The sequence below is a fragment of the Actinomadura alba genome (assembly GCF_014323705.1).
GTDB classification, from domain to species: Bacteria; Actinomycetota; Actinomycetes; order Streptosporangiales; family Streptosporangiaceae; genus Actinomadura_C; species Actinomadura_C alba.
In genome coordinates, this window is the sequence record NZ_JABVEC010000036.1 from 61,343 (window position 1) to 74,099 (window position 12,757).

Sequence of the window (12,757 nt, forward strand, 5' to 3'; positions counted from 1 at the left end):
GCGGGCCTTCAGAAGGCGGCCTTGCCGTGGAGCGGTACGTAGTCGGCGTACTCGGGCTCCTTGGCCAGCATCCCGTCGATCCGCTTCACGATGGCCCGTGCGGCGTCGCCGGCGAAGATCTGGTGGTGGTCCTCCTCGCTGGTCCAACCCTCGGTGACATGGACGAGGTCAGGGTTGGACGCCGAACGGCAGACGAGGTAGACGACGCAGTATTCGCTCGCGCCGGGGTTGCCCTCGCTCAGGCCGGTCAGCAGCAGGTCGGCCAGCTGATCACCCATTCCGGGCTTGGCGGTCAGGGTGGCATTGAATCCGTAGTTGGCGATCACGACTACCTTCTTCTGTGGGCGGCGGGGTGTGGTCCTGGAGCAGAGGCCATCGACCTCCTCCTGGAATCGAGTGATTCCATTCAATGCGCGTGACCTGCGGAAACGTTAGAACGATGATGGCGGGCACTTGCACAATCCTCTCCCGTAAGGGAGCTGGCGACCGGACATGTGCTGCACTGGGGGTATGTACCTCGAAGAGCTCCGCACCTTGCTGACCCGGCACGCGCGGCCCGACTGGACCACCGCCATCGACGGCGTCCACATCTCGAAGGTTGAGCGGTCCGACCCGCCGGCGCCATCGATGTCCGGCACGGTGCTGGCGGTCATCGCCCAGGGCTCCAAGCGCCTCGCACTGGGCGACCGTGTGTTCGAGTACGGTGCCGGGCAGTACCTCGTCGCGTCGGTGGACCTGCCCGTGACCGGACAGTTCATCGAAGCCAGCCTGGAGCACCCGGCATTGGGCTTCGGTCTTACGCTGGAACCGTCCGCCGTCGCTGAACTGCTGCTACAGGCCGGGCCCGGAGATACCCCCCGCGCCGGCGGGAGCGCCTTGCCGGGCATCGCCGTCAGTGACGCTCCAGGCCCACTGCTCGACGCGGTGGTCCGGCTGCTGCGCCTGCTTGATGAGCCCCGCGACCGGACAGTGCTCGCCCCGTTGGTCAAGCGCGAGATCCTGTGGCGGCTGATCACCGGCGAGCAGGGCAGCATCGTGCGCCAGTTCGGCCTCGCCGACAGCAGTCTCAGCCACGTCGCGCGGGCAGTGAGATGGATCCGCGAGCACTACGCGCAGCCGTTCCGGGTCGAGGACATGGCGCAGCTGTCCGGCACGAGCGTCTCCGCCTTCTACCGCAGCTTCCAGGCGGTGACTGCGATGAGCCCCATCCAGTTCCAAAAGCAGATCCGGCTGCAGGAGGCCCGCCTACTGCTCGCCACCAACCCCAACGACGTCACTGGAGTCGGCCGCCGCGTCGGTTACGACAGCCCATCACAGTTCAGCCGGGAATACCGCCGCCAGTTCGGCGCGCCCCCCAGCCAGGACGCCGCCCACCTGCGTCACGCCGTGCGCACCGCTGAGGGCCTTCTCCCCCTGACGTAAACGGGACATCAGCCGGGCCCAGCAGAGTGCACGGCTGGCGATTCCGTCTTCGGGCTTCGCCGCTCCGTGGGCTTTGGTCGGCCCGCGGAGTTGAGGTGCAGTAATCCGTTGGCGAGAACCCGGATTCATCTGAGCTGCCCTTGACGGCCGAAGTTAACAGATTCTCAAGGTGCAAGGCATTAATGGCTGGGTTCTGTGGTGCGAAGTGGGTCATGGTAAGGCGAGTAGGATTGTGCAAGACTCCGCCATTTTTAGGCAACGCGATTCCCCATACGGCTGGTTGACTGTCTGCATCCCCTATGGATTCGCCGTGGGCAAAGGCTTTCGGATGTGCTCGGAATCCGGCCGTACGCACGGGCATCCACTGCAGGCGGAGAAAGGAATAACAGATGACGGACGACATCCGCAGCGAGATATTGCTTCATGTCAACGGCCGAACACACCGATTGAGCGTCGACAACCGCAGGACTCTGCTCGACGCACTACGGGAAGGAATGGGGCACACCGGGCCGAAAAAGGGCTGCGACCGCGGGCAGTGCGGCGCCTGCACGGTACTCCTGGACGGCCGGCGTGTGGTGTCCTGTCTGACGCTGGCGGTCGCCGCAGACGGGGCAGAGGTCACCACGGTCGAAGGTCTCGCCGACGACGGTGAACTGCGTCCGCTGCAGCAGGCGTTCATACAACTGGACGGCTTCCAATGTGGGTACTGCACACCCGGGCAGCTCTGCTCGGCCATCGGCATGCTAGCCGAGCACGCTGCGGGCTGGCCCAGTGCGGTCACCGCCGATATCTCCCCCGACGGCCCGGCACCGGAACTTGACGCTGGGGAGGTGCGCGAGCGGATGAGCGGCAACCTATGCCGCTGCGGCGCGTATCCGTCGATCGTGCGCGCCGTGCTCGAGACGGCATCTCGCGAGGAGGTGACGAGGTGAAGGAGTTCGCCTATCACCGGCCCAGCCAGATCCGTGAGGCCCTCACCATGGTCGTCGGGAACGAGGGCGCTCAGTACCTCGGCGGCGGAACGAATCTCGTGGACCTGATGAAGGACGGGGTCGAGATGCCCACCAGGCTGGTGGACGTGCGCCATCTGCCGCTGGACGGTGTCCGCGCGGCGCCGGGCGGAGGGCTCGTCATCGGCGCGACGACGACCAACAGCGATGCGGCGGCCCATCCCGAGGTGCGCCGCCGGTATCCAGCGCTGAGTCAGGCGGTGCTGGCGGGCGCGTCGGGGCAACTGCGCAACATGGCCACGGTGGGCGGCAACCTCCTGCAGCGCACCCGATGCGCCTATTACGCCGATCCCTCACAGCCGTGCAACAAGCGGAGCCCCGGCAGCGGGTGTTCGGCGATCACTGGGGAGCACCATAACCACGCGGTCCTCGGCTGGTCCGATCACTGTGTGGCCACCCACCCCTCGGACATGGCGGTGGCCCTGGCCGCGTTCGACGCGGTCGTGCGCTACGAGACGCTGGACGGGACCCACGAAATCCCGCTGTCGGAGTTCTACCTGCCCGTCGGTGCCACGCCGCAGCACGAGACGGTGCTGCCGTCGGGCGCCTTGATCACCGCGGTCAGCCTGCCGAAGTCCGCCGTGTCCCCGCGTTCGCAGTACCGCAAGGTCCGCGAGCGCGCGTCCTACGCCTTCGCCAACGTGTCCATCGCGGCGGCTCTGGACGTCCACGAGGGAACGGTTCGGAGTGCGCGGATCGCCTTGGGCGGTGTCGCCTCATGCCCTTGGCGCGCTCGGGTCGCCGAGTCCGTCCTGCAGGACGGAGCCGCCACCGCCGACAAGTTCCGGGCCGCCGCCGATGCGGAGCTGTCGGCCGCGAAACCGCTTCGCGACAACGGATACAAGGTGACGTTGGCCCGCAATCTCATCGAGGCCGTCCTGACCGAGCTCGCCGCCCGGACCAAGTGACGACCGGCCACAAGTCCTTAAGGAGATCCAACGTATGAACGCGTTCCCTACCAGCGCATCTGCGGACGCGGAACGACCGGCTGGGCACCGCACCGTAACTCCGTCTGCCGACCCGGCGAATCCGCCCATGAGTGCCGTAGGAACCGCACGGACCCGGGTCGAGGGCCCGGGCAAGGTCACCGGCAGCGTGCGCTACGCAGCCGATGAGCCGATGCAGGACCTGGCCTTCGGCTGGGTCGTCACCTCCACCGTGACCCGGGGACGCATCCGCGATATCGACATCTCCGCAGTGGAGGGCATGCCCGGCGTGCTGGGTGTGATCGACCACCGCAACGCGCCCCGGCTCAACCTGGAGGCAGGATCCTTCTTCGGCCCCGATGGCGGCATGCACCTACTGCAAAACGACGAGGTCCCCCACTCCGGCCGGCCGATCGCGCTGGTGGTGGCGGAAACGATGGAGCAGGCCCGATCGGCGGCCGCAGCGCTGCGCGTGACATACGACGAGGAACCGCACGACGTCAACTTCTCACTCGAGCACCCGGCCGCCCGGCCGGCGACGTCGTTCTTCGGCGAGGACGCGACCGTCGGTGATGTGGACGCGGAACTGGCCGCGAGTGCGGTGGTCGTGGACGAGCGCTACCGCACGCCCGAGGAGCACGGCGCCGCCATGGAGCCGCACTCCGCGACCGCCTGGTGGGAGGACGAGCGACTGCAGGTCATCGACTCCAATCAGGGACCTTTCCTGGTCGCCATGACGGTGGCCACGCTGTTCTCTCTCGACCCGGCGCAGGTGCGCGTCCGCGCTCCGCACGTCGGCGGGGGCTTCGGGTCCAAGTCGGCGGGTTGCGGTCCCCAGCTGGTCCTCGCGGTCATGGCCACGACGACGCTCGGTCGTCCCGTGCGCGTCACCCTGACCCGGAGTCAGGTGTTCCAGACGGTCTCGATGCGGCCGGCGACCGACCAGCGGGTCCGGATCGGGGCCGATGCCGACGGCCGTCTGCGGGCAATCGACCACGCGTCGGCCTTCGAGGTCTCGGAGCTCGCGGATTACCTCGAGAACTGCACCGAGCTCTCCAACACGCTCTATGCGGCATCGGCGATCCGTACCCGGCGCACCGCGGTCCCGGTCGACATCCTGCCGCCGTACTCGGTGCGCGGGCCCGGCGCGACGCCCGGTTCGTTCGCGCTCGAATCCGCCATGGACGAGGTGGCCGAGCGGTTGCGCATGGACCCCCTCGAGCTCCGGCTACGCAACGAGCCCACCGTCGGCCCCGTGTCCGGCCTGCCATTCAGCCGCCGCAACCTCGTCGCATGTCTACGGGAGGGCGCTCGCCGGTTCGGCTGGGTCACACGTGACCACCGGCCGCGGACGCGGAGGGAGGGACGCCTGCTCGTCGGCACCGGGATGGCGGCCACGTCATTCGGCGCGGGCGCACTGCCCTCCTCGGCATCGATCACCGCCGAGACCGACGGGACCTTCACCGTAGCCATCGGCGCCAGCGACATCGGCACGGGCGCACGCACCGCGCTGTCCGCGGTGGCGGCCGAGGCGCTGCGCGTTGATCCCGAGCAGATACGGCTCCTGATCGCCGACAGCGACCTCGGTCCCGCGTGGAGCGCCGGCGGATCCCGGGGGACGACGTCCTGGTCCTGGGCGATCACCGAGGCCGCAGCCGAACTGCGCTCCCAGCTGGGCGACGCCACGCTGCCACTGACCGTCTCGTTCGACACCACCGAGTCGCTCGGTGAGCTGCCCCCCATGGAACGGCACTCCTACAGTGCCGTGTTCTCCGAAGTGACCGTCGATCCGGCGACCGGCGAGGTGCGCGTGCGGCGGCTGCTGGGGATGTTCGCCGTGGGCCGCGTGATCAACCCGCTCCTCGCACGCAGTCAGCTCGTCGGCGGCATGATCATGGGGCTGTCGATGGCCCTGCACGAAGAAGGCGTCCGTGATCCGGCCACGGGACGGCACGTCAACGCGGACTTCGCCGGCTACCACATCGCCGCACACGCCGACGTACCCGACATCGAAGCCGACTTCGTACCCGACTACGAGCCCGGCGACCCGTCAGGCATCAAAGGCGTCGGTGAAATCGGCACCGTCGGCACCGCAGCCGCGATCGCGAACGCCGTCTGGCACGCCACCGGACTCCGTCAACGGACCCTGCCCATCCGTCTCGACCGCGTCCTGGAGGAGCGTGTGGGTGCCGAAAACTCGGCCACCCGATGCGACCTGCGCTAATTCGTGGAGCAAGCCCGCCGAGTCGATCGCGTCAGGTGATCTTGATTTCGGATCATGCCACGACCACCTCCGTCGGTCCAGCCGGGTGGCCACCGACATGCCCGTCATAACGCCGGCGGCACCGATGGGAATCGCCATGTCCGCTCGGTGTCCGCTCGGCGACATCGGTACGGACCAGCACGCCACGGAACGGAGCGGCACGCGAACGCTATGCAAGCCGGGCAGAGTGGTATAACCCGATAGCGAGAGCGCTAGTCTGATACGAGAGCAGCGGACTCTTTATCCGCTGGTTCGGATCTGCAGGTAGTGCAACCCACGTCGAAACGACGCTAGGAAACCCACAGGCACGCGGTACGTTCCCTCGCGGAGAACTCCGCGGCTTCATAGGGAACGGGCCGCCTGTACGCAGACCCGCTTAGGCAGCCCATAGCACTCGATCGGCAACCCCCACCGCCCGCGTGCCCATGTTCTGTCCATGCCGGCCTTGACCTTGCCGAAGATCACCGCCGCCCGGCACCAGCTGAACTCCTGCCACCAACCGAACGAGTTACCGGCCAATCACCTGCCGCGCACCTGCTCGGCCGATGATGAAGATCACCCATCGCCGGTCCAACTTCATCTCAAGCCGTGGCGAACCCATACCGCACCCCACTCCCCCGGTTCGTACTCCCGCTGCGCCCGCCCGGAGCGGGGAGCGGCGGGAGCACGCAGGGTCCCTGAACCGTCCTGCTGAACGGCTGCGGACTTCAGCTCGGATCGGGTGACCAGCGCCTGCCGGAACCGTTCCAGCAACCCTGATGCCGAGGGGATCGCGGTGCCGTCGGGGTTGAGCACGGCATGCGCAGCGGCTGGCATCTGCCCGGCCAGCTCAGCGAAGGCGGTGTCGGTGTGGCCGGAGCCGACCAGCCGGACGGCGTCGCACCACGCCCACACCGACGCGCCGAACACCCCGTCCGGGCCGGTGAGGGCGTCCAGCGCGGGTATCGCGGTCCAGATCGACGAGCCGCACCGGAACGTCCGCCGCGACGATCACACGCTCCCGGTCGGGGACAGCGAACCCGCAGGATCCCGGCGCCCCTCGGGAAGCCCGTTTTCTCTCAGGACGGCGGCGACCTCACCGGCCCCCACCATGCCATCGCGCTCTCGGCCGGAATGAACGTGGCCTGGATCAGGCCGGGCAGTTCGACATCGGACGGCAAAGTCCTTCACTCCCCTACGCTCTGCGTGGCCGGGTCGGGTGAGGCGGTGGGCTTGCGCGGGAGCAGGAAGGTCGCTGCGAAGGCGGCCGCCAGCAGGGCGATGCCCAGCCACAGCGACGCGGCCTGCGCATCACCGAACCCCTTGGCGAGAGCCTGCGGGGTCTGTTCGATGTCCTGCACCCGAGTGAAGAAGAAGGTACCGATCACCGCGACGCCGACGGACGCGGCCAGTTGTGTCACGGTGTTGTAGAGCGCCGAACCCGAGCCCGCGTCGGCCACCGGCACGTCGTCCAGCGTCAGCTGCAGCAGGGGGGCCACGACCATGCCCATCCCGGCGCCGCCCACCAGCACGCCCCATACCAGGTCCAGCCATCCGGTGCCGGGGGTCGCCCCGGCGGTCTGGATCGCCACGAGCGCGAAGCCTAGGGCCAGCACCATCAGCCCGATCTGCACGGTCGCACGGCCGATCCGCGGCAGCAGCAGGGCCGCCGACAGGGTCGCGAACACCGGGACCGCCACCGACCAGGGCAGGATCGTCAGGCCGGACCGCATCGGGCTCATCCCCAATCCCAGCTGCAAGAACAGCATGAAAACCATGAAGAAACCCATCGTCGGGACGAAGAACAACATCTGCACCAGCAGCCCGCCGTTCACCGAACGGAACCGAAACAGCGACATCTGCACCAGCGGCGCGGCGACCCGCCGTTCCCAGAAGACGAATCCGGCCAGCACCACCAAGCCGGCACCGAGAGAGATCCAGGTCCACAGCGGCCAGCCGGACCGGTCCGCCGCGGTGATCAGCGGGTACAGCACCAGCAGCAGCCCGGCCGCCGACAAGGCGACGCCGACCAGGTCGAGCCGGGCAGCTGAATTTGCACGGCTGTCGGGCAGCAACTTCAGTGAGGCGACCACGGCGAGCACGGCCAGCGGAACGTTCACCCAGAACACCAGGCGCCAGCCCGCCCCCCACAGGTCCCACTCCAGCAGCGCCGGTCCGGCAATCGGCCCCAGCGTCGCCGCCAGTCCCGACAGCGCCGCGAAAGCCGCCATCGGGCCGCCCCGCTCCCGCGGGGCGTACATCACCTGGATCTGGGACAGCACCTGCGGGATCATCGCGGCCGCGAACAGCCCCTGCAGCACCCGTGCCCCGACGAGCAGGTCCGGGCTCCCGGCCAGGCCGCACAGCGCCGAGGCCGCCGCGAATCCGGCGATGCCGACGATGAACACCCGCTTGTGCCCGAGCAGATCGCCCAGCTTGGCTCCGCTGACCATCCCCAGGGCGAACGCCAGGGTGTAGCCGGCCTGGATCCACTGCAGGTGCGCCGGGCTCGCCTTCAGATCGGCCTGGACAGCCGGCAGCACGACGTTCAGGATCGTCACGCCGATGAGGTCCAGGAACGCGGCGAGCAGGATGACGACGAGGGCCAAGCCCCGCCCCTTCCCGGCCGCCCCGACCTGGTGGGTCACGGTGGTGGACGTCAATGCGGACTCCTTGTTCGATGTCGATACACTCAGTCCGTGCGCCGCACACTTATTGCGTCACACAATGATTGCGCGACGCAAGTTATTGCGAAGGATCGAGGCTTGTCAACATGACCGAGCAGAAGCCACCGGCGGACCGCAGGGCGGCGACCGACCGCATCATCGACGCGATGCCGGATTGGGTGACCGCGTCGGTGCAGCTCAACAGCCTGATCGCGGAACGCATGGGTGTCGTGGCGTCCGACTTCCACTGCCTGCACGCCCTCAACCGCGGCGGACCCGCCACCGCAGCCGCCTTGGCCGACCGCGTGGGCCTCACCCCTGGATCACTGTCACGCATGATCGACCGACTGGAGTCGGCAGGCCTGGTCAAACGCCGTCCAGACCCGCACGACCGGCGCAAGACCCTCATCGAAGCGACCGCCGAAGGGCTCGCCCGCATCAGCGACTACTACGCCGGTCTGAACGCGCGCACCCGGGACGTCCTGGCCGACTTCACCGACGACCAGCTCGACTCGGTACTCCACTTCGTCCAAGCGGCCCACGCCGGCACCCAAAACGAGGTCGACCGCCTGCGGACCCGCCCCCCAGGGTGTCGGTAAGGCTCTCGTCACCAGGTAGGGGTGCGGAACTTCGGATCCTGCATACGACCTCGCGCCGCCTCCATCTCGGCGTCGGTCGGCGTGAACACCTCCACCAACTCCCACGCCGACACCACCCGAGCAAACCGCGGATAAGCGGTCAGATCGACCGACGTCACTTGGCCTTGGGAATCTCTCAGACCACCCAGCACGGCTGGACTTCCGCGCAAGCGCTCGTTCCCATCGGGGTCAGCCTCGCGGCATGCAGCCGCCGTGGTGGGCGCGCCAGCGGACCCACGACCTGTGAACCCGTCGGGCAGACCCGCCTGACGGACAGGAGAGCAGCCGAGATCAGACCACTTCTATCAAGAGATCGGACCAATACTCTTGTTACGGCACGGTTTCGGTGCTTACCTCCTCTCAAGGTCACCTTGTGATCGGAGGAGCCCATGACCCACTCCGCACGATGGCGTCACCATTTGAGGCTGATTGTCGCATCGGTAGTCGCGATCGGCCTGACCGTGACGGCGCCGGCACAGGCCGAGCCGGAATCGCCCGCGCCCACCAAGACATCGGATGACCTGACCCTGTGGTATGACAAACCGGCGACCGACTGGGAGACCCAGGCCCTGCCCATCGGGAATGGACCCTTGGGCGCTACGGTCTTCGGCGGCGTTGCCACCGAGCGACTGCAGTTCAACGAGAAGACCCTGTGGACCGGCGGTCCCGGTTCTCCCGGCTACGACTTCGGCAACTGGAGGTCGCCGCGGCCGGGTGCCATCGCCGAGGTCCAGCAGCAGGTCGACCGCGACGGCCGGATGACGCCCGAGGCCGTGGCGGCCAAGCTCGGCCAGCCCAAGACCGGCTTCGGTGCCTACCAGACCTTCGGCGACCTGTACCTGGACATGGCCGGCGCCCCGCAGAACCCCACCGGCTACCGCCGCGAGCTGGGCCTGCGCGAGGCCGTGTCCCGGGTCGGCTACACCGCCGACGGCGTCACCTACTCCCGCGAGTACTTCGCCAGCAACCCGGGCAACGTGATCGTCGGACGCCTCTCGGCCGACCGCGGGGGCAAGGTCTCCTTCACACTGCGGTACACCTCGCCGCACAGCGGCACGACCGTCACCGCCTCCGGCGGCCGCCTCACTATCCGCGGCGAGCTGGCGGACAACAAGATGAAGTTCGAGGCCCAGGTGCAGGTGATCACCCAGGGTGGCACCCGCACCGGCACCGGTGACAGAGTCACCGTCACCGGCGCCGACAGCGCCGTGTTCGTGCTGTCGGCCGGCACCGACTACGCCGGCACCTACCCCGGTTACCGGGGCGCGGACCCGCACGCCAAGGTCACCGGCGCGGTGGACGCGGCCGCGGCCCAGGACTACGAGCGGCTCAAGGCCGCCCATATCGCCGACTACCACAGGCTGTTCGACCGGGTACGGCTGGACCTCGGCCAGTCGGTGCCGGCGGTCCCGACCGACCGGTTGATCAGGAACTACACCGGCGGATCGTCGAGCGAGGACCGGGCGCTCGAGGCCATGTTCTTCGCCTACGGCCGCTACCTGCTGATCTCCTCCTCCCGCGAGAACGACATCCTGCCCGCCAACCTGCAGGGCGTCTGGAACAACTCGACCAGCCCACCCTGGTCGGCCGACTACCACGTCAACATCAACCTGCAGATGAACTACTGGCCGGCCGAGCAGACCAACCTGCACGAGACCACGAAGCCCTACGACCGCTACATCTCCGCCATGGTGCCCCCAGGGCGTAAGACCGCCAAGGACATGTACGGCGCGCTGGGGTGGGTGGTCAACAACGAGACCAACCCGTTCGGCTTCACCGGCCTGCACAACTGGGCCACCTCGTTCTGGTTCCCCGAGGCCGCGGCGTGGACGACCCAGCACATGTACGACACCTATCGGTTCACCGGCGATGTGAACTACTTGCGTCAGACCGCCTACCCGGTGATCAAGGGGGCGGCCGAGTTCTGGCTGAACTTCCTGCACACCGACCCGCGTGACGGCAAGCTCGTGGTCTCACCCAGCTACTCGCCCGAGCAGGGTGATTTCTCCGCCGGCGCCTCGATGTCACAGCAGATCGTGTACGAGGTCTTCACCAACGCCCTGGCCTCGGCCAGGAAGCTCGGCGTGGACGCGCCGCTGCAGGCCGAGCTGACCGCGGCGCTGGCCAAGCTCGACCGGGGCATCCGAATCGGCTCCTGGGGTCAGCTCCAGGAGTGGAAGCAGGACTGGGACGACAGGAACAACACGCACCGGCACGTCTCGCACCTGTACGCGCTGCACCCGGGCAACCAGATCACCGCCGGCACCCCGGAGGGCGAGGCCGCGAAGGTCTCGCTGACCGCCCGCGGCGACGGCGGCACCGGCTGGAGCAAGGCATGGAAGATCAACTTCTGGGCGCGGCTGCTGGACGGCGACCACGCCCACAAGATGCTCAGCGAGCAGCTCAAGTCCTCCACTCTGGACAACCTCTGGGACACCCACCCGCCGTTCCAGATCGACGGCAACTTCGGCGCCACCTCAGGCATCGCCGAGATGCTGGTGCAGAGCCATAGCGACGTGGTGCACGTTCTGCCCGCGCTGCCCAGCGCATGGAAGACCGGCTCGGTGTCGGGGCTGCGCGCCCGCGGCGACGTCACCGTGGACGCCGCCTGGAAGGACGGTTCCCCCGACACGATCACCGTGCGCCCAGGGAAGGCCGGACCGCTCAAGGTCAGGTCGTCCTTCATCGCCGGGCTCTACCGTGTCCACGACGAGCAAGGCCGACAGGTGGACGCGCGTCGCGACGGCGACACTCTGAGCTGGAACGCCCGCGCGGGTGCGACGTACACGATCGAGAACCAGGCGTCCGTCAGCCTGGCCACGCCCTCCTCGGCCGTACCCGGTACCCCCTTCGAGGCGAAGGCCACGGTGACGGCCACCCGCGGGCGCGCGGTGCCCGCCTCGGACGTGCGGCTCACCCTGCCCAAGGGCTGGACCGCCGAGCCGACGTCGGTGCGCCTTCCGGCCTCGGCGCCCGGCCGCCCACGCACCGCAACCTTCACCGTCAGCCCGGGCACGGCGAGCGGTACGCGCAGCGCGCAGATCTCAGCGACGGCCACCGGCGACTCCTGGAAGGGCTCGGCCACGGCCACGCTGGCCGTCCCCCCGTGCGCCTCTCCGGAGCCGGGCTCGGTGCTCGTCGCCTGGGACCCGAAGGAGGGCGATACGGTCACCGACGCCTCAGGCAACCGGCGCGATGCCACCGTCACGGGCGGGAGCGCCTCCTACGATGCCACCGCGCCCACCGGCAGCGGCCTGGTGCTCACCGGGAGCAACTATCTGACCACCGGGAACACCATGCTCGGCCACCTGCCAGAGGCCACGTTCGCCGCTGATGTCAGGATCGGAGGCTCCGGCTACCGCCGGCTGTTCGACTCCCAGCCGTCCGGCGACCCGGGCACCGACGGGATCATCATCGATCTGACCCCCGACAACAGGCTGCGGTTCATCGGCGCCGGCCTGAACACGACCCTGAACACCACCTTGCCCACCGGCCAGTGGATCGACCTGGTGGTCACCCTGGACCGCGCCGGCGCGATCACCGTCTACGTCGACGGTGTTCAGAAGGCGACCGGCCAGGCCACCTCCGACGGCATCACCGGCTGCACCTCGCGGCCGCTGCGCTTCGGCGGCGACCAGAACGGCGGCCAGCGACTGACCGGCGCGGTGGACCGTGCCGCTATCTTCGCCGAGACTCTGTCGGTCGATGAGGTCAAGAACTGGAAGGAATCGGCCTTCCCGCCCGAGACCGCGTCTCGGTGATCGGCTGGTCGCGGGCGCTCGAGCCGTTGCGCGCCTCGCCGCCAGTGCCCGCGTAGTACGCGGGACCCGGTGGTGTGTCCGGTGGCCGTCCC

The 12,757-nt window shown here is 68.5% G+C and carries 10 protein-coding genes; 6 read left to right on the forward strand and 4 right to left on the reverse strand.

From position 1 onward, the window contains the following. Positions 1–8 precede the first annotated feature (8 nt). Positions 9–326, reverse strand: a complete 318-nt coding sequence (locus HKK74_RS32215; protein ID WP_187247168.1) for a putative quinol monooxygenase — start codon at positions 324–326, stop codon at positions 9–11. Positions 327–510: 184 nt separating this feature from the next. On the opposite strand from HKK74_RS32215, the gene HKK74_RS32220 reads away from it, so the two are divergent. From HKK74_RS32220 to HKK74_RS32235, 4 genes are all read left to right on the forward strand, one after another. Beyond that, positions 511–1,422: an AraC family transcriptional regulator gene (locus HKK74_RS32220; RefSeq protein WP_187247169.1), complete on the forward strand. Its 912-nt coding sequence runs from the start codon at positions 511–513 to the stop codon at positions 1,420–1,422. 389 nt (positions 1,423–1,811) lie between these two features. Further along, the gene (locus HKK74_RS32225; protein ID WP_187247170.1) at positions 1,812–2,354 is read left to right on the forward strand and encodes a (2Fe-2S)-binding protein; all 543 of its coding nucleotides are present in this window, start codon (positions 1,812–1,814) and stop codon (positions 2,352–2,354) included. Beyond that, entirely contained in the window at positions 2,351–3,340 is a 990-nt protein-coding gene (locus HKK74_RS32230; protein WP_187247171.1) for an FAD binding domain-containing protein, read from the forward strand. Before HKK74_RS32225 ends, HKK74_RS32230 begins: the two co-directional genes overlap by 4 nt. 127 nt (positions 3,341–3,467) lie before the next feature. Then, positions 3,468–5,582 carry a xanthine dehydrogenase family protein molybdopterin-binding subunit gene (locus HKK74_RS32235; protein ID WP_222722995.1) on the forward strand — a complete coding sequence of 705 codons (2,115 nt, stop codon included), beginning with the start codon at positions 3,468–3,470 and terminating at the stop codon, positions 5,580–5,582. Between the two features lie 615 nt (positions 5,583–6,197). Here HKK74_RS32235 and HKK74_RS32240 read toward each other — a convergent pair. Beyond that, positions 6,198–6,530 (reverse strand): hypothetical protein, encoded by a 333-nt coding sequence (locus HKK74_RS32240; protein WP_187247173.1) that lies wholly within the window; start codon positions 6,528–6,530, stop codon positions 6,198–6,200. A 257-nt stretch (positions 6,531–6,787) separates the two neighbouring features. Further along, the gene (locus HKK74_RS32245) at positions 6,788–8,263 is read right to left on the reverse strand and encodes an MFS transporter (protein ID WP_187247174.1); all 1,476 of its coding nucleotides are present in this window, start codon (positions 8,261–8,263) and stop codon (positions 6,788–6,790) included. A 110-nt stretch (positions 8,264–8,373) separates the two neighbouring features. On the opposite strand from HKK74_RS32245, the gene HKK74_RS32250 reads away from it, so the two are divergent. Next, positions 8,374–8,865, forward strand: a complete 492-nt coding sequence (locus HKK74_RS32250) for a MarR family winged helix-turn-helix transcriptional regulator (protein ID WP_187247175.1) — start codon at positions 8,374–8,376, stop codon at positions 8,863–8,865. Positions 8,866–8,873: 8 nt separating this feature from the next. On the opposite strand, the gene HKK74_RS32255 is transcribed toward HKK74_RS32250, so the two are convergent. Continuing rightward, positions 8,874–9,023, reverse strand: coding sequence for a hypothetical protein (locus tag HKK74_RS32255; protein WP_187247176.1), 150 nt, complete (start codon positions 9,021–9,023; stop codon positions 8,874–8,876). Positions 9,024–9,323: 300 nt separating this feature from the next. Here HKK74_RS32255 and HKK74_RS32260 point away from each other — a divergent pair, with 300 nt between their 5' ends. Beyond that, a complete protein-coding gene (locus tag HKK74_RS32260; RefSeq protein WP_246492181.1) occupies positions 9,324–12,665 on the forward strand; it encodes a glycosyl hydrolase family 95 catalytic domain-containing protein in 3,342 nt (1,113 codons plus the stop codon). Positions 12,666–12,757: the final 92 nt, after the last annotated feature.

Excerpts from the sequence above, each read along its gene's own strand:
- HKK74_RS32250 (WP_187247175.1), top strand. The coding sequence starts at position 8,374 with ATGACCGAGCAGAAGCCACCGGCGGACCGCAGGGCGGCGACCGACCGC.
- HKK74_RS32235 (WP_222722995.1), top strand. The coding sequence starts at position 3,468 with ATGAGTGCCGTAGGAACCGCACGGACCCGGGTCGAGGGCCCGGGCAAG.
- HKK74_RS32225 (WP_187247170.1), top strand. The coding sequence starts at position 1,812 with ATGACGGACGACATCCGCAGCGAGATATTGCTTCATGTCAACGGCCGA.
- HKK74_RS32220 (WP_187247169.1), top strand. The coding sequence starts at position 511 with ATGTACCTCGAAGAGCTCCGCACCTTGCTGACCCGGCACGCGCGGCCC.